This is a genomic window from Paenibacillus sp. FW104-T2 (assembly GCF_058789975.1).
In genome coordinates this window covers 1-17671 of record NZ_JBYTCE010000027.1, presented here as the reverse complement: position 1 = coordinate 17671, position 17671 = coordinate 1, and the positions used below count along the sequence as shown (strand labels likewise).

General features: G+C 46.0%; 20 protein-coding genes and 1 riboswitch. Of the genes, 2 read left to right on the top strand and 18 right to left on the bottom strand.

Translation table 11 applies throughout. From position 1 onward, the window contains the following. Positions 1 to 4: 4 nt before the first annotated feature. The 4 genes from rnmV to AC3WQ3_RS25385 form a co-directional block, all read right to left on the bottom strand. Entirely contained in the window at positions 5 to 550 is a 546-nt protein-coding gene (rnmV, locus tag AC3WQ3_RS25400) for a ribonuclease M5 (protein ID WP_127540852.1), read from the bottom strand. A 152-nt stretch (positions 551 to 702) separates the two neighbouring features. Next, the gene (locus AC3WQ3_RS25395) at positions 703 to 1887 is read right to left on the bottom strand and encodes a resuscitation-promoting factor (RefSeq protein ID WP_127540850.1); all 1185 of its coding nucleotides are present in this window, start codon (positions 1885 to 1887) and stop codon (positions 703 to 705) included. Between the two features lie 271 nt (positions 1888 to 2158). Continuing rightward, a riboswitch (cyclic di-AMP (ydaO/yuaA leader) is annotated at positions 2159 to 2412 on the bottom strand. Positions 2413 to 2654: 242 nt separating this feature from the next. Next, positions 2655 to 3425 carry a TatD family hydrolase gene (locus tag AC3WQ3_RS25390; protein ID WP_174818735.1) on the bottom strand — a complete coding sequence of 257 codons (771 nt, stop codon included), beginning with the start codon at positions 3423 to 3425 and terminating at the stop codon, positions 2655 to 2657. A gap of 310 nt (positions 3426 to 3735) precedes the next feature. Next, complete coding sequence (locus AC3WQ3_RS25385; RefSeq protein ID WP_336784357.1) at positions 3736 to 5013, bottom strand: HD domain-containing protein; 1278 nt, start codon at positions 5011 to 5013, stop codon at positions 3736 to 3738. A gap of 318 nt (positions 5014 to 5331) precedes the next feature. Here AC3WQ3_RS25385 and AC3WQ3_RS25380 point away from each other — a divergent pair, with 318 nt between their 5' ends. Beyond that, positions 5332 to 5586, top strand: a complete 255-nt coding sequence (locus AC3WQ3_RS25380; protein ID WP_024633700.1) for an AbrB/MazE/SpoVT family DNA-binding domain-containing protein — start codon at positions 5332 to 5334, stop codon at positions 5584 to 5586. 281 nt (positions 5587 to 5867) lie between these two features. Here AC3WQ3_RS25380 and rsmI read toward each other — a convergent pair whose 3' ends face one another. From rsmI to AC3WQ3_RS25320, 12 genes are all read right to left on the bottom strand, one after another. Next, complete coding sequence (rsmI, locus tag AC3WQ3_RS25375; RefSeq protein ID WP_492474037.1) at positions 5868 to 6749, bottom strand: 16S rRNA (cytidine(1402)-2'-O)-methyltransferase; 882 nt, start codon at positions 6747 to 6749, stop codon at positions 5868 to 5870. Continuing rightward, entirely contained in the window at positions 6750 to 7538 is a 789-nt protein-coding gene (locus AC3WQ3_RS25370; RefSeq protein WP_492474036.1) for a tRNA1(Val) (adenine(37)-N6)-methyltransferase, read from the bottom strand. Positions 7539 to 7637: 99 nt separating this feature from the next. Beyond that, complete coding sequence (yabA, locus tag AC3WQ3_RS25365; protein WP_095293343.1) at positions 7638 to 8006, bottom strand: DNA replication initiation control protein YabA; 369 nt, start codon at positions 8004 to 8006, stop codon at positions 7638 to 7640. A gap of 28 nt (positions 8007 to 8034) precedes the next feature. Then, the gene (locus AC3WQ3_RS25360) at positions 8035 to 8835 is read right to left on the bottom strand and encodes a PSP1 domain-containing protein (protein ID WP_492474035.1); all 801 of its coding nucleotides are present in this window, start codon (positions 8833 to 8835) and stop codon (positions 8035 to 8037) included. A gap of 118 nt (positions 8836 to 8953) precedes the next feature. Then, positions 8954 to 9925 carry a DNA polymerase III subunit delta' gene (holB, locus tag AC3WQ3_RS25355; protein WP_095293341.1) on the bottom strand — a complete coding sequence of 324 codons (972 nt, stop codon included), beginning with the start codon at positions 9923 to 9925 and terminating at the stop codon, positions 8954 to 8956. 9 nt (positions 9926 to 9934) lie between these two features. Continuing rightward, a complete protein-coding gene (locus AC3WQ3_RS25350) occupies positions 9935 to 10378 on the bottom strand; it encodes a YaaR family protein (protein ID WP_127540844.1) in 444 nt (147 codons plus the stop codon). A 284-nt stretch (positions 10379 to 10662) separates the two neighbouring features. Beyond that, entirely contained in the window at positions 10663 to 10992 is a 330-nt protein-coding gene (gene darA, locus AC3WQ3_RS25345) for a cyclic di-AMP receptor DarA (protein ID WP_017691391.1), read from the bottom strand. A gap of 59 nt (positions 10993 to 11051) precedes the next feature. Then, the gene (gene tmk / locus AC3WQ3_RS25340) at positions 11052 to 11699 is read right to left on the bottom strand and encodes a dTMP kinase (RefSeq protein ID WP_336784360.1); all 648 of its coding nucleotides are present in this window, start codon (positions 11697 to 11699) and stop codon (positions 11052 to 11054) included. Between the two features lie 227 nt (positions 11700 to 11926). After that, the gene (locus AC3WQ3_RS25335) at positions 11927 to 12619 is read right to left on the bottom strand and encodes an LrgB family protein (RefSeq protein ID WP_492474034.1); all 693 of its coding nucleotides are present in this window, start codon (positions 12617 to 12619) and stop codon (positions 11927 to 11929) included. Beyond that, positions 12595 to 12966, bottom strand: coding sequence for a CidA/LrgA family protein (locus AC3WQ3_RS25330; protein ID WP_492474053.1), 372 nt, complete (start codon positions 12964 to 12966; stop codon positions 12595 to 12597). The genes AC3WQ3_RS25335 and AC3WQ3_RS25330 overlap by 25 nt, the downstream gene beginning before the upstream one ends. 213 nt (positions 12967 to 13179) lie before the next feature. Then, positions 13180 to 14859 carry an aminotransferase class I/II-fold pyridoxal phosphate-dependent enzyme gene (locus tag AC3WQ3_RS25325; protein ID WP_492474033.1) on the bottom strand — a complete coding sequence of 560 codons (1680 nt, stop codon included), beginning with the start codon at positions 14857 to 14859 and terminating at the stop codon, positions 13180 to 13182. Between the two features lie 288 nt (positions 14860 to 15147). Further along, positions 15148 to 15333, bottom strand: coding sequence for a sigma factor G inhibitor Gin (locus AC3WQ3_RS25320; RefSeq protein WP_095293335.1), 186 nt, complete (start codon positions 15331 to 15333; stop codon positions 15148 to 15150). 478 nt (positions 15334 to 15811) lie between these two features. Here AC3WQ3_RS25320 and AC3WQ3_RS25315 point away from each other — a divergent pair, with 478 nt between their 5' ends. Continuing rightward, positions 15812 to 16336, top strand: coding sequence for a hypothetical protein (locus AC3WQ3_RS25315; RefSeq protein ID WP_154896935.1), 525 nt, complete (start codon positions 15812 to 15814; stop codon positions 16334 to 16336). A gap of 631 nt (positions 16337 to 16967) precedes the next feature. Here the strand turns inward: AC3WQ3_RS25315 and AC3WQ3_RS25310 are convergent. Beyond that, entirely contained in the window at positions 16968 to 17408 is a 441-nt protein-coding gene (locus tag AC3WQ3_RS25310; RefSeq protein WP_236146670.1) for a hypothetical protein, read from the bottom strand. A gap of 76 nt (positions 17409 to 17484) precedes the next feature. Beyond that, positions 17485 to 17671: hypothetical protein (locus AC3WQ3_RS25305; protein ID WP_222592040.1), on the bottom strand; the 187-nt coding region annotated here is incomplete at its 5' end.

The following is a 17671-nucleotide window of genomic DNA, read 5'->3' as shown; positions in this document are numbered from 1 at the left end:
ACGCTCACAATCCTTCACGTTCAATTTGCGATAATGCTGCAGAAAACTCTTCCCGGCTAATTTGGAATACACCCAGCCGCTTGTGGAACTGCTTTCCGTTGCAGTAACCGATGCCCAGCAGATTCCCCATCTCCATACGTCTTGCGGCTGCCTGCGGGTGCACAATCAGTCCTGCTGCAATCAAGTCCTCCCAATCGATCTGGCTCGGCATACCCTCATACGAGGTATGCACACGCTCCAGCGCATGGCGGATTGCCTCAGGTGAGGCATTCTCGACCCCGATATCCCCTTTACGGGTTGCATCCGCTTCCGGAATAAAAGCATGCTTGCAGCCTGGGACCTTATTCGCAATGATTTTGCGAATGCGCTCACCGGCATGATCCGGGTCTGTTAAAACAATCACGCCGCGTCTCTCCTGTGCCAGTGCAATTCGCTTCAGGATTCGCTGATTGATGGCTGATCCGCCGGTCTCAATGGTGTCTGCCTCAACAGCCCGCCGGATGGCGACGGTATCGTCCCGTCCTTCTACCACAATGACTTCTTTTATCATGTTCCATTTCTTCCTTTCTAACGCAAAAAGAAGAGGAATATCCTCTTCTCTGCCAAACGGCGGCGAGCCTATTCAGACTCCACCGCCGCATATTCCGCATGATTCATTCATGCAACTATTTTATAGCATTCCCATTTCAAAGTAAAACGATTTTAGTTCGCTTCCGGCTTCACCGGACCGATCACATATACCGTCTTGCCTTTCTTACGTCCGAAATTCAGGGCATGCTTTACACTGTCATAATATACATCGATTTTGTTGCCTTTAATGGCGCCGCCGGTATCTTCCGCACGACGGAAGCCGAGGCCCTCAATGTACACCCACCAGCCGATCGGAATCACTTTTGGATCGACCGCAATGGTCCGTCCTTCAGTTACCCGGGTACCGGAAGCTGTTTTTGTACCAATGCCAGGCTCCTCAGAAGAGTAAGCGGTCATCGATACATTTTTAAGTACTTTGGAATATTTAAAAGAAGTGCCTGAGACGGTAATCACTTTGCTGCCTGATGCAGCGGTTTTCTTCGAGTTCGTTGTCGTTGCTTTCTTTGCTGTGGAGGTTTGGGCCGATACCGTCTGAATCTCCGGCTGCTTCACAACAGGTTTTGCTTTGGTTCCGACAGCAATAACTTTATCGACACGGTTGGTCGATACCGATTTGCCCACCATCTTTTTGGAGACTAGCTCTCCATCCTGAAACACCTTTTCGATATGCTGTACAAGTGTACCTTCTTTGCCGTTTACGATGACGCGATTGTCACCTTTGTACAAGCTAGGGTCAGCCGTTTTGATTACTTTGTACGCAATCGGCTGTTCCACTTCCACTGTACGCTTTGTTACACGCACTACGCGAATTTTCATATCTGCCTTGATTGGTGTTGCGAGCGCAGGATAAACCTTATCCTCACTGGCAACTTCAATTCCAGATTTCTGAATTGCATCTTCTACCGATGAATCGGTTGTATACAGAGTCTTGGTGTCTCCGTCTGCCGTAATGTTGACTGGAACGGCCCGCTCAATAACAATGCGGTCTCCATCTGCGATTGCCCCGTTCAAAGGCATGGATACCTCATCGTGGGGGCTGACTGTGATTGATTGCTCCTCCAGCATTTCTTGAAGCATTCCTGTACGAGTCTCTACCGCTTGAGCTTTGCCATCAATAACCAGCGAAATTTGTTTCCCGGCTTGACCGTAAACGACTAACAAGATCATGATTGTAAGCGCGATTGAGAAAATAGCGATCAGTGCCATTTGACGCATGTTCTCATGCTTCCACCGCAACGCGTAAGACTTACTGGATGATCGTGACTCATGGGTCTCTTCTGGTTGGAATGTGCCCACTTCTCCGTCCTCCTTCATAGCCTCGCCGTCTAAAGTTAATGCATGATGTCTTTGACGCGACTATACCAAATTTTCTACAGAACTGATCGATATCTCAATGACCGGTTCTGCACCATGAACCACTCTTCGCAACATGATGTCACCACCTGAATTCTTACCGTATGATGACCTTGTTTCTTTTATTCAAAAACAAAAAAGCCAAAGAAAGAGTGTAAGAGGAACTCTTTCGTGGCTTCCGAATGATTTTGAATATCGGAAATTCATGCACGAGGTTGCCTCTCTTTTTCCGCTTGCGAGGTTAGCTGTCGGGTTCGGGCGAAAGAGAGCCGCCCTATCTCCGGTCACCCGCTCATGGCGGATGCCCTTGAATTCACCCCGAGACCCAAAGAAGAAATCAAATAGTGCTTCGCAAATGCATCCGCTGCTTTTGGGTCAGCGAACGATGCGCATCAGCTGCTTACACTGATGTTTAAGCCCTATTGGTTCCCCCGCTCTCCGTTAACGGAGACTCAGCGAGATCGGTTCATGAAAAGTATTGTTGTGTCATCGGAAAGTGTCCCTTTGTTCATCCCCCGAACATCTGTCCAATTTTCCGCACAACAATTCACTGAAAAGATGATATCCTGTTTCGATGCATGTTGTAAAGCGTTGTTCAAGTACGTTTTTCTAAATATTTGGTTAAAATATTGTAATATTCTTCATTTATTTGGATCAAAAAGCAAATTCGCTCCGTCTACCTCTCTTTTTCACCGCATTTGCTTCGTTTTTTAACGAATTCCAAATCGTTCCATGGCATTTTTGGTCGTTATTGCAGCAATTTCCTCTACCGAAATGCCTTTAATTTCCGCAGCTGCTTCTGCAACCAGACGTACATGCGCTGTTTCATTTCGTTTTCCACGATAAGGATGTGGTGTAAGATATGGGGAGTCGGTTTCAATGAAAAATCGGTCCATCGGTACCTTCGCCAGTACCTCTTTCGGCTGCTTGGCATTTTTGAACGTAATTGGTCCACCGAAGGATAGATGGAACCCTAGATCAAGACAGAGTTTTGCCGTTTCCCAGCTTCCTGAGAAAGAGTGCATGACACCCCCGACTTGTCCAGCTTTCTCTTCACGCAAAATTTTGACAATATCCTCATGAGCATCGCGATTATGAATGACAATAGGCATGTTAAGTTCACGAGCCAGTCCGATCTGTTGTCTTAATACACGATGCTGCACATCCTTGGGTGAAGTGTCCCAATAATAATCCAGGCCAATCTCGCCTATGGCAACGACTTTTTCATGTTTGCACAGAGACGCAATCCACTCGAGATCGCCCTCCTGCATCGTAATGGCATCCTGAGGATGCCAGCCTACCGCAGCATATATAAAATCATACGTTTCGGCAAGCTTCATCGTGGATGGAATGGTCTCCCGGTTGAAACCGACATTGATCATACGGCCAACCCCGGCGTCTACAGCACGTTGAATCATCTCCTCGCGGTCCTCGTCGAATTGCGGTGCATCCAGGTGTGTATGTGTGTCGAATAACATCATTTGTATTTCTCCCTTCCTGTCGAATAACTGTTTTCTATCCCGATCAAAATCCTATAAAATGCACCCATTTTATCATCATCATTGATTTTTCAGAGTACAACATGTGGATTTTCCAAATTTAATTTCTACTATATATAGAAGCCCTTCTCACCTAAACTTGTTCAAAAAAAGTGTACATTACAAAATTATGTCGATCTACATATACTCTCCATTAAAGCAGATTACTGTATCATGATAATATCTCGAAATAGAAATTCTTTCTGTCATAGCTAATTTGTAAATTTTTTGCTCTTCACGGCTCACTTCATGATCATGAGAAGTATGGGCGGATATGAGAAGGCAGCTCGTGAATGATGGCGTCCACCTTGTTTTGCGGATAGTACAGATGATGCTTACCACGATGTATTCCACTGATTGAACGGACGATGTCCGAAACCTCGGACAATTCATGCAACTTGTCCTGTCGATCCAGCAGCAGAATCTGTTTGTCTGTCGATTCATCCGGACGAAAAACATCATACGGAAGATCCGTCGGAAAATCAATTTCTAGATCATATTCCGGATGAAGACCGGCTTTGGCAAAGGCAACTCGAATTTCTTCAATCGTTTCCACATCGATCTGTTCAACCTCTACATACTTATACAGCCTGCGATCCATAAAACGTTCGCATAACTCGCTCAGAACAGAATCGTTCTCTTTACGCCACTGCATGAATGTGGTCTGTATTAGAGCCTCATCCAATTGCAGATATTCATCAACAGTGAGCACTCCGTCAAACAGCTGCGGCAGTGGCTCCAGCATGAAACGGAATTGGAACCCCTGCTTCACCAGCTCTTTTGCACGCTTAAATATTTGTCTCAGGATAATTTCGGAGCTTCGGGTCACCGGATGGAAGTAAATCTGCCAGTACATCTGGTATCGTGACATCAAATAGTCTTCTACGGCATGCATACCGGATTCCTTGACTACAATTCTCCCGTGATAAGGACGAAGCATTCGCAGGATGCGGTCAAGGTCGATGGTTCCGTAGTTTACACCTGTAAAGTATGCATCCCGAAGCAAATAGTCCATCCGGTCTGCATCAAGTGGGCTAGTGACCAAATTCACGACGATTGGCTTTTCATATGTTTTCTGAATAACAGATGCCACCTTCTCCGGGAAATCGGGAGCAACCCGTCTCAGGATCGCCCCCACTTCGGTATCCCCAAGGATAATTCGGCAGGTCCAGTCCTCATGGTTCATGTCAAAGGCTTCTTCAATGGAGTGAGAGAATGGCCCGTGACCCAAGTCATGCAATAAAGCAGCGCAGAGTGCAACGGCTTTTTCTTCCTTAGGCCAATCGGAGTAGTGACTTCTTTCAAATTGAGAGATAATCTTCCGTGTAATTTCGTAAACGCCCAATGAGTGTGAAAACCGGCTGTGTTCAGCACCGTGAAAAGTGAGATAGGATGTTCCCAACTGACGGATCCGTCGTAAGCGCTGAAACTCGGGGGTATTGATCAACTGCCATATGATCGGATCTTGCACATGAATATAATTATGTACCGGATCTTTAAACACTTTCTCTTCGGTTAAACGCTGTTCCATGTCGCTTCGCTCCCTTGTTTTTGAGTTGTGTTTGTCGCTTTTAGCCCTAACCAGCCCGGTTATTCGACATACAATGACGAATTTTGTCGAATAAGGTACTTTTAATGTTTTCCAAATCGACAAAGCTGACATTGATGTTTAAATATGAAAAATCGCTCTTAACCCCTTGCCACCCGTAATCTTATCCAAAACAGCCTTAATTTTAAGCTAATTTTAAGGTTGACTGTTTTGGGAATCGTTGGTATGATGAGTATCATAAAACATAAAATAATGTCGAATAATGACAAAGATAAGTAGCTGAGAGGAGCACTGATTATAATGATGAAATCAACAGGTATTGTTAGAAAAGTAGACGAACTGGGACGGGTAGTTATTCCAATCGAATTGCGCCGTACACTGGGTATCGGTGAAAAAGATGCTCTGGAAATCTATGTTGACGGTGAGCGCATCATGTTGAAAAAATACGAGCCAGCTTGTATCTTCTGTGGTAACGCTGAGAACGTTACATACTTCAAAGGTAAAATCGTTTGTAACGAATGTATTTCCGAAATTCCTGCACCTGTGACAAAATAAGAAATTTCAGGTATAATGGACTTATTGAATTGTTAATTCTAACCTTTTTATATTCCTTACTTGCCTTCCCGGTGTGAACCCCACCGTTGGAAGGTCTTTTTTTTATTACCCCATTTGGGACAAATCCTGATGCAGCTCATCCATAACTAGGAAAGCGGTGAAAAATCAAAAAAATATTTTTGCACCGCCTCGGACTTTTTTATATTTCGCTAAGGTTTCCAATAAGAAACTTTTCAGGTTATGTTCTCCTATTTCACCGTATGTTTGGATCATGCAGAGGATTAGATCAGCGCGTTATATACATCACGTTTCGTTAACCCTCGGTCCGCTGCTGTTTTTTTCATCGCATCTTTGCGGTGAAGTCCTTCGCCTTCATAATGGCTGACGTGGTCCTCCAGGGACAATGGCTGCCACCAGGCTTCACGCTCTGCTTTACGCTCCTGTTCCTTAATGCCTTCTACAAGCAAACAGTACTCTCCAAGCGCCGGATGTTCCTCCAGCCAGTCTATGCACTCGCGAACCGTGCCTCGTGCAAATTCCTCATGTCGCTTCGTCAGCTCACGAGCCAGCACAACCGAACGATCCCCCAGAATCTCTTCCAAATTGACCAACGTTTTGCGAATACGATGCGGTGACTCATAAAACAACAACGTACCGTTAGATTCGTCAAAACCCTCCAGCACTTTTCGCATATCCTTTTTCTCGCGCGGCAAAAAGCCGCCGAACGTGAAGCGTTCCGTCGGTAGTCCGGATACAATTAGAGCAGACAATGCTGCATTGGCACCCGGAATCGGAATAACATGAATTCCTGCCTCAATTGCTAGTTGTACCAGATCAGAACCCGGGTCTGAAATGGCCGGCAGACCAGCATCGCTGACCAGTGCCAAATTTTTTCCTTCTATTATATAGCGTATCAGTTCAGGGCCACTTGCCGCCTTATTATGTTCATGATAACTAAATAACATGGAAGGGGTGATCTCAAAATGAGTGAGCAGCTTTCGGGTTTGCCTTGTATCTTCTGCCGCAATGATATCACAACTCTGCAATGTCTTAATTGCTCGAAATGTCATATCATCCAAATTCCCAATCGGTGTTCCAACTAAATATAACTTACCCCGACCATCATGGGCTTCCGCATAGCTTTTTTGAATGTGCAAAGTCACTTACACTCCTCCTTCCGTAATACCCGTTGGTTGTCGTGATCCGTAATAAATATCCATAATTTCATCACAGTAGGTTCCTTCTTCATTGTAGACAATGAGGGGCGGAAGCATGCGCACTTCGGGTTTGCCATCCTTCAGCGCTTCGATTAACACCATATTGGCTTCAAGGTGAGCACGTGGATGTACCATTCGGATCCGCTTCGGCTCAAGCTTGTACTCCCTCATCAGAGAGATAATCTCTCCGAGCCGTTGAGGGCGGTGAACCATGGATACCTTTCCTCCATTACGCACGAGACGATTGCATGCCTGAATCACTTCCTCCAATGTACATCCCAACTCATGACGTGCCATGGCTTGGTGTGTATTCATTTTAAGGTCACTTCCATTCAGCGGCATATATGGCGGATTCACAGTAATCGCGTCATACACAGCATGTCCTGTCTGTTTCACCAGTTCCCGCAGGTCGCCTTCATGAATTGTGATCCATTGGTCCAGAGCATTCAGCTTCACGCTTCTCCGTGCCATATCAGCCAGCCTTGGCTGAATCTCGATTCCTTCCAGGGTGGCCTGCGTACGCGTTGTCAGCAGAATGGGAACAACCCCATTCCCCGTACATAAATCGAGTACACGGCCTCGTTTAGGAACAGAAGCAAACCGGGCTAGCAATACGGCGTCCATGGAAAAACTGAATACTTCATCACTTTGGATGATTCTCAAATCATGAGAGAGCAGATCATCAATCCGTTCTGATTCATGCAAAATTACTTCTTTAGCTTCATTGGCTGTCATATGATACGTTCATCCTCCGGTACTCTATATCGCATTTTAGCTTTAGTTTAGGTCTATAACCTTGAAAAAAAACCGTAGGGGATCTTCCCTACGGTCACTTCATTTATTCAAAAAAGACAGGCAGAACAGACAATCGCCTTCCGTCCGCAAATGTCCGTAATAGACATTGCAGATATGGAATCCTTCGTGATACAGCCGGGCCAGATTATCATATCCTTCACCTACCACATCTTCACCTGTAGCCGGACCTGCCGGTCTAGCAGCTGGAGCCAGTGCAGATGAAACAGGCAGATCTACCGGAGCCTCACGCTTGAGCAGTTTGCGTAGCTGCTCATTCTCAATCGTAAGCCGCTGATTATCTTCAAGCAGCTCTTTGACAATCATTTTTAACTCTCCTAAATCACTGTGCAACTGACCCAATTGGGTTTCCATTTCATGAATGTGCGTAAACAGATTTTTCTTTTCCAAGTTTCCACCCCGAAGCAACCTTTATGGTTTACTTGATAACGACGTCATCCAGCGGAAGTTCTTTGACTTTACTGATGTCGAACAGTTGAACATGGACTGTGCGATTACCGGCATTGATGCCGACAACTTTCCCTTCACCCATAGAGGTGACGACCAACTTGCCTACAGCCGGCAGTTCTTCTCTCACACTTTCATAGTTATCATGCTCAAATTTCAGACAGCACATGAGTCTTCCGCACAACCCTGAAATTTTCGTCGGATTCAGTGACAGGCTCTGATCTTTGGCCATCTTGATGGATACCGGCTCAAAGTCTCCCAGCCAGGAAGAACAGCATAATACACGGCCGCAAGGTCCGATTCCTCCAAGCATCTTGGCCTCATCCCGTACACCAATCTGCCGCAGCTCGATCCGTGTCCGAAAAATGCTTGCCAGATCCTTAACCAGCTCCCGGAAATCCACTCTTCCTTCAGCTGTAAAATAAAAAATGATCTTGTTGCGATCAAACGTAAATTCCACATCGACCAGCTTCATCTTGAGGCCATGGTCTTTGATTTTATTTAAACAAGTACCGAATGCTTCTTTGGCTGCCCGCTTGTTCTCATCCACCACACGGGCATCTGTATCTCCCGCAACCCGAATGACCTTTTTGAGTGGCAGCACCACATCGGACTCGCTTACTTCCTTCTTGCCAACAACTACCTTACCGTACTCTACCCCCCGCGCTGTCTCCACGATAACGCAGTTTTCTTTCTGAATGGGAAGGTCCAGGGGATCGAAGTAATAAATTTTGCCCGCTTTTTTGAAACGGACACCCACTACACTATACAAAAAATTAACCCCCTTGTAAGCCAATCCCACTTCGTCTGAAGCCCTGTCTTCTTAGGGAACCCTCCGAAGTAATAACCGTTTGCATATGAATGGAACAAAAACTGTCCTCTCCCCAGCCTTATGCCAAACCGATCAAAAATTGCTCCAGACAAAGCTGGCCATTGACGTTGAAACGCAATTTTTTTCTGCATGCTGCGGCCAAATCCATATAGGACACCCACTGCTCCGTGCTGCGAGTATTAGCCAATTGAGACAGCATGTCCAACTGATCTATAAAAACGATATGTTCATGCCTACCGTGCTGGACATACAGCATATCCCTAAACCATAAATGGAATAGACTAAGCATAATATCCAGATGTTCTGAGAGTCCGGTTTTAAAAAGCTTCTGCTGTGCAGAGATTAATGATGTGCTGCCTCTGCCCAGGGACTCCTTCCCTAATTGTAACATTACGTTTCTAATTTCTGCAAACCAATTCTGCTGGAGAATTTCTCTACATGATTCGAGTCCTGACGCCAAATGAACCGCTGAACGTGCAAGATTGGCCGGATGCCCCTCCGCAATCAAAGCTTGCAGCATTTCCTCCGGATTTAGTGCACTGAAAGGAACAAGCTGTGAGCGTGAACGGATAGTCGGAAGCATGGCTTGACCATTGTCCGTAATCAGAATTCCTACCGCAGGCACCTGCGGCTCTTCCAGGAACTTCAGCAGACTATTCGCCGCCTGTACGGTCATTTTTTCTGCCTGTTCTATAATATAAACTTTGGGATGGCCAGCCTCTGAACGGTATGAGAAAATACGCTGCAGATCCCGAATCTGATCGATTTTAATATTGTTTCCATCTGGTGCAAGCATCGTTAAATCCGGATGATTACCATGCTCGACCTTACGGCACTCCAGACATTGTCCGCAGGCATCATCTTCAAGCTCTGTACAGAATATGGCTTTGGCAAACGTGACCGCTGTCTTCAGCTGCCCGCTGCCCGCTGGCCCGCTAAACAAATACGCATGGCTGATTGCCTGGCGTCTCAAGCTGCTCTGCAACATCTGCTTGGCTGCCTGCTGACCCATAATTTGTTGAAAGGACATACTTCCTCCTCAGAAGCTTAAATTAATAAGCATTCCCCGAATTTCTCCTACTTGTTGTAATAACGTGATTTTACCTTCTTCTGTTTCGAGCAGTTCATCAGCCATGGATAACAGCGCAGAGTCGATTTCATCAATTAGCTTGTATCTTTTGCCTCTGCCCCGCCGATCCCATCCTCTGGTCTCTTTCATGGATACACCCCGGCGAACCGTTTCTTCCAGAAATCTTTTGACAAGCTGCTTGTATGCTTTCAGTTCACGAATCGTCATGGAACGAGCCAAGCGATCGCCCTGCATCTGAATTTCACTTAGCCGGCGGTTAAGCTCGGCTTGTGAGGCGCGTTCGCCCTGGTGGCTCATCATGTCAGAGAAACTTTTGGATTGAACCGGTTTGGAACTGGAGTCGGTAGAATTGATCCCGCTCTGCATCGGTCTAAATCCAGGATTGATTTTCATCGATATGCCCGCTTTCTATTATAGTAGACCATCGACCATCAGCACAGTGCGCGCTGCGCCTGTGCGTGGAAGATACCCTTGTATGAGTCTCTATATATAATGGTAGTTAAAACTTGCCACCATTAACCTGCTTGGTAGTCAACTTCCGCCCGAAAGAAAGCAATCCCTTCATAAGATGGCCTAATCCCGGACGGAAAGCGCCGATTCCTGTTATCAAGAAGGACGCATATAAGTCGCCTAAGAACACTAACAATCATTTTGTATCATAGACACAGAACGCATTATTAGAAGTGTTCAAAACGATCCACTGGCAGAACAAACACAGTAGCTCCACCGACTTGGACTTCAACAGGCAGCGGCAGGTAAGAGTCGGTTGTTCCGCTCATCGGTGTGACCGGGGTCACGAGCTGTTCACGAACCTTACAGCTGCTGCGAATGACATTCATTACGGACTCGACTTGACCATCATCGACACCGATCATAAACGTCGTGTTGCCTGCCTTCAAAAATCCACCGGTACTGGCCAATTTCGTTGCCCGAAAATTAGCTTTGACCAATGCGCTGGATAATCGGTTGCTGTCTTTATCCTGTATAATCGCAACAATCAGTTTCATCCTGCATAACCTCCTTCAGAATAAGCACCTTTGAAATGCCCTGTCTATATATTAGACAATTACTCGCCAAAATCCTTCAAAATCCCTGTCTCCAGCGACAAAATCAATGCTTCTGCGACTTCATCAGGCTGTCTGGAAGCATCAATAACCTGGATTCGTTCCGGGAATTGTTCCTTTAACAGGAAGTACCCTTCTCTAACCTTACGATGGAATTCCAGACTCTCTAGATCCAGACGGTTTACCTCACGTCCATCGTGGGCATCAATCCGGGCAAGACCTGCTTCAGGCTCGATGTCCAGATATAGTGTAACATCCGGCATGAGCTCACCTATTGCGAACCGGTTAATGGCCCAGACATTCTCTATTCCGAGCCCACGTGCATGACCCTGATATGCCAAACTGCTGTCGACAAAACGGTCGCAGATGACCGTCTTGCCTGCCTTCAGCGCCGGTTCCACCTTCTCGGCCAAGTGCTGGCTGCGTGCAGCTGCATAGAGCAGTGCTTCGGTACGCGCATCCATTGCCGTATGGAGAGGGTCGAGGATAATAGCACGTATTTTCTCCGCGATCTCGATCCCACCAGGTTCGCGAGTAACTACGTAAGGTATACCCTGTTCCTCGAAGTAAGAACCCAATCTGCTGATCATCGTTGTTTTACCGGACCCTTCTCCCCCCTCCAACGTAATGAATTTACCTCTGCCCTGCATATGCTTCCCTGCTTTCTATGTCAATAATGGCATCTTACTCTGCTGTGAATGTTATATGGCTCTGATCTTTCTACTTCAGATTATGAAATGACACGCCCAGAGGTGTATGTTCATGATCATGGTATTGTCGTTTGGGCCATATTGTACAAGCTTCTTACTATAATACTATACATGATCAAGCGATAGCGGTCAGCTATTCCGCCAATATTTTCAATAGAGATGACCGGTCAACCATAGATGATGGATACCCATAAGGGAAGGAACAATGATCCGGCTATTGCACTGACAATCATGGAGACAGAACTTAATGCTACAGCATTCTCGCCATATTCAAAGGATCTGGCCATGCCAAGTGCATGAGAAGCTGAGCCGAGTCCAATGCCATAGGCACTATTATCCTTTATTCGAGTCCATTTCATCATCAGCGGCCCAAGTAATATCCCCGAAAAACCGGCAATCATTACAAATAGCGACGTAAATGAAGCGTTGCCTCCTGCCTGATCTACCAATTGGATGGCAACTGGAGTAGTCACTGACTTTGGCAGTAAGGCAATCACGATATCTTTGGGATAACCAAGCAGCAGAGCTACCGATGCTCCGGTAAACATCCCTACGATGCTTCCTCCAAGCGTACCACCCAGAATGGGAATGACGTTCCTTTTCAGCACATCCATGTGTTTGGATAAAGGGAAGGCTAAGGAAACGACAGCAGGCCCCAGAAGATCCTGTATCCATTTGCCACCCAGCATATAGGTGTCCAGTTTAATTCCTGTAATAAGCAGAATGACTACAATGACTGCCGTTGTTGTGAGTACTGGCATAAGAATAGGCCACTTTATCCTCTTATATAGACGAGTCGCCGGGATATATAAGACCACAGTCAGAGCAATCATAGCTATTCCGATGATGAATGTTGACATGAGATCGCCTCCTTCTTGTCTCGATGCGATCTTATCCACGTCATGAGCCACTCACCAATTTTGGCAGATAGCAAGCAAGTTACTAGGGTACTGAGGATCAATCCCAACACAAGCAAGATTGTATTCGCAGTAAAAAAATCAAAGTGATTAATGATGCCTACCGTAGGCGGGATAAACAATAACTGCAGATTGGACTGGAGCCAGGATGAACCTTCATTTCCCCAGCTCATCCTGATCCAACCCATTTGAATGACAATGAACAAAAGCAGCATGCCCACAATGCTGCCTGTCAAAGGTAGATGCAATATAGACTGTATCCAGGTTCCTATCCAATAAAAGCCATACATTAACATGACTTGCAGGACTATTCCTGTATATTTCTTTATCGGAATATCCAAAATAATTCCCTTCTTTCTTATGTCGGGACAGCACATGATGTCTTAGATGTTACGAATAATAGAATGAATGAGGGATGAGTTAATGAAAAGAAGAGTTAGTGAATTTAGTTAGTGAGTACGCAATGAGTAGTAAGTATCATCCCCACATTTTTTGGTTTAACTTCACTTCTGCCCTTCCTTTATGATCTTCAATGATCGAAGAGTATCATCCGCTGCGCCATGAAACCTCGCCCCTTCATCCCTCAGAAGCTGTATACGTTTTACTGCAGCAGGACTTATTCGTTCCCCGGCATATAGAATTGGGATTCCAGGAGGATACGGAATAATCATCTCAGCGGATCGATAGCCTGCACAGTCTTCGAGTTCAACTTCTGCTATATTTTTTTCTGCTATAGGTTGCAGTGAGAACAGAATAGGCTCTGAAAAGGGCTCCACAGATGCATCTTGTAAATTGTTCCACGTGGAAATATAGTGAACTGCCATCTTCGCAGCTTGCGCTGATGGCTCGTTCAGGCCTGGCTTAAGCTCATTCTCATTGGCTTGACTAATACGCTCTAACGCATGCAGCAGGTGCTCAGCGTCACTTAACGTTGAGCCAAGGCTGAAGAGCAGGACGACGTACCGTTCGTCGCTCATCTCGGGTACGCAGCCGTATGCTTCCAGCTGCTGCTGCAGCCCATAACCGCTCAGTATCTCCGCCCCGTCATATATGACGACTTTGAACGGGTCCTGAGCGGTGTAGCCCGCGGCAGAAGGCATCGCCGCCGCGGGAGGTGCTGTTGGCCGCCCCGATGCACCGGCGGCCTTGTTACCGCCAGCAGCCGGCTCTGCCCCGGCTGGCAACTCTTGCTGCAGCGCCTGCACAGGCTGCAGCAGCTGAAAGCGCGGCAGCTCTGCAAGGCCGCGCTTGAAGGAATCCACGGCGGCAAGCCCCGCCGTGAAGGTGTCTGCGCCCTGCACATGCAGCTGCCGGCGCGCAAGATCAAGCGAAGCCATCACTAGGTATGATGGGCTTGAGCTCTGCACCATGGCCAGGCGCTGCCTCAGCAGGGACCGATTCAACAACGGTCCCTGAATGTGCAGCATGGCTCCCATGGTGAAGGCAGACAGCATCTTATGGGTCGACTGCACCACCCCGTCCGCTCCGCATGACAGGGCTGAAGCTGGCAGCTCTGGATGCTGTCCATAATGCGCGCCATGCGCTTCGTCCACGAGCAGTGGCATGCCAGCAGCGTGACATATGTCTGCTATAGGCGTCAGATCAGCGCCCATGCCGTAATAATTCGGCAAAGTAACAAGTACCCCTTTTGCCTCAGGATATGCCTGGACAGCAGCCTCAACCGTCTCTGCCGACGGCATAACGGCAAGTCCGCTGGATGGATCAACATGCGGCTCCAGAAACACAGCTCTGGCGCCAGCAAGCATCAGACCATGAATGACTGATTTATGTACATTACGTTGGACAAGCACGATACTTTGCGGCTCATCACACACCGTAAGCAGCATAGCCAAATTACCTGCCGTACTTCCCCCCACAAGGAAGAAGCTCTCCTCCGCACCAAAACAATCAGCTGCCAGCTGCTGAGCTCCCATAATCACCCCTTCTGGATGATGCAGATCATCCGTGCCGGTAATTTCCGTTACATCCATCTGCATCATGTCCAGGAAAGCCGCCGTTGGCAAAACGTCAGAACTTTCGTGCTGCTTTCTATTTTCTGGATTCATTAAACTTCGATAAGCTTGTCCATTCTTATGCCCAGGCACATGAAAAGAACGATTCCCCGACTCCTGGTAATGAAGCAGAGCCTCGTACAAAGGCGCATGATATGGTTTGTATTTCATAGAATTACCTTCCTATATAATCATTAAATTTGGATTCTCGTTTGCTCTTTAACTTCCTATTATAATAAGGGCACTTTTGGGAACTTTCCCTCTCTCGATCGGGCATTAAGTGAAAAGGACAAGATTACTCTTATTCTGCTCCTCATTACTCCTTTTATTATATCAGTCTTTTTACCGAATCCACGGCTCTTCCTGATCCTCTGTTCTACAATCCTCCGTATCAAACAGAAAAAGGCCCTATGGGCCCCTGAATACACCTACATCAATGGATGTTTCGGCTTATGGTCATTATGCGTTTTTTTGTACCCAAATCTGTTTCATTTGGTGTATAAAATAATTGTATTTGGCATCCTGTGCATCAGTATGAACCATCTCTGCTTCGCAAGCATCGCATATAAATTCAGATACAATAAAAATGCCTTCTCTTTTTTTCTGTTCGCAGATAATACATGTGTGTTCGGTGTGTTCTTCCATCAACCATCCCACCTTGTTTTACGTTTACTATCAGTATTGCACAGTTTCTATTATTTTAAACCTTTTCATAGTGCTTTCTTTCTGTAAAATATATATATTCGCCCACCACCCATTGGGTGTCTGTACCGATTCAAAAGTTTAACAAATCGCATACCGCTCGTACTTTTCCGCACTGATGCTTCCCATAAAGTTATATCTCCGCCCTCATATATACACTTTCACCTTCGCCTCCACTAAAAACTTATATTCTATAATCTTAAAAAAACTTTGATTTTCAGCCGATATATAATACATCAGAACCTGACAGCCAAGATGTTCGTGGATATACTTGTATGAGGTCTGCTACTCTTAAACTTGTACATCATCCCTACAGCGCTTCCAAGGTTCCTATACGCATATGGATCATTTGCATGACAGCAACGTAACAAGCATACGTCCACACACGAAACGTGATCCCAGAAGGAGGATTTGTAATCGTATGACCGCTGAACCGGAGAATAAAGCTACATTTTATCAATACCGGCTTCTGAAAAAAAAGGCTATTGCCCGCAGTGTCATCTACAGCTATCTGTGCTTGCCTATCATTATGCTCTTCTTTAATTTACTGGCATTCTCCTGGACTGGCCTCTTCTTTTTTCTGCTGGCAGGGCCGATCACCCTTTGGATTCATTATGTTATTGCCAGAACCATATTGCTTCTGGTCCGTGCCTCTTATGCCAAACGCTGGCGCTGGAACTTCCATATGCCTTGGTTAGGTTATATTCCGGATCAGCACTTTAGCTACCGTATGTTTGTCAGAGTACATTTGAACATGAGCTGGATTGGACTATGCATCATTACCGTTTGCCTGATCTGGTCTCCGCTGTCCTTCACGCTTTCACTGATCTTCTGGCATCTGTGGCTCCTCTTCCCTCGTCTATACGTGGTTATGATTCTCTCACGTGAACGCAAAGACGGATTAATCAAACTAAATGAAGAGGACGTTTCGTACTATCTGCAATAACGCCACCTCTTTGATGAAAAAGCAATATGTACAAGTGTAATACATAATCCATGCTCCCAGCTTGGCTTAGAAAATGGCCCATGGTCTTCATAAGCAATTGAGCATTCTCCTACTCTTTAATGATGAACAAAGGTTATCCACTGTGGATAACCTTTGTTTGTTCTAACGAGCCTTTCTTTTATCCACAACATGGGTACAAGCTAACAAGGTTATCCCCACTTATTTTATTCCCGTTCTCATCCTCTATCTAGTGATCAGCATTGTAGCCGTTTAAACTGTGCCCCATTAAGCAGCATATTTCTACTGCTCTTCGCCTCAAACCTATTTTCAGCTCATGTCTCTACGCTTTAACTAGTGGCTTGGACTACCATGACTGAGATCCCTACACGCTTATAGAAGCTGCTTTAGGACCTTCCCTCTAATATAGGAGTATCGACTTCCATGGAACCCATGGTACGTGCAGTAACTGGGCAGCTTATAAAGCTCAACCTTGGATCGGGTTCTTGGAAGGACTCATAGCCTCTAATCTAACGCGCAGTAACTCCTCTTCAGTGAAATAAAAAAAGCCCCCGTAGGCTTACGGGAACTTGTATCGTCTGAACATTACAATGTTACAAAAGAAACCGTACTCTTACTCTTCATCATCAGCAAGGGATTTCACCGTTGTTGTCGCAGTATCGTTTCGAGGTACCATTAGCGTAAAAAATCCATCATGTACAGCTAGATGCACAATATGCCCCTCTTTAGCAAACACACGAAGAGAGTTTGAGGTATTTGATGTACTCTTGGCTTGTGTCTCCGTCCAGCCCCAGCTTTTAATCTCGTCTAGATATACTTCCGGCAAGCTGGTGCTCTCACTTATACCTGACAATGTATATCGAACATAGTCCATCTCCGAATTGTTTCCGGATTGGTCCGATTTATTCGCTACTTTCGGTACAGGGAAACTCTTCTCGTTGACTGCGCCTTCATAAGAAGTCCAGGAAGGTCCGGCATCACCGCATCCTGTAAGCACACCCAACAAACCAATCATTAGAAATGAATACAGCCCAAGTCTCCGCCAACTTAACACACACACCCTCCTTTTCACAGCTGCACATTTCACAGCTCTGTGGTCAGGTACTTTTAGCATATTTAACATAGTCCTATTATACTGATTTCCTACTTATATTCTGTAACAATACTGTTACCTTCTGATGACGCTTGCATTCACTTAATACAGCCTTATAAACAAAATAAAAACCACCACCGAATTTCATCGGCAGTGGTTCTTTGCTTGGCAGCGTCCTACTCTCCCAGGACCCTTCGGTCCAAGTACCATCGGCGCTAGAGGGC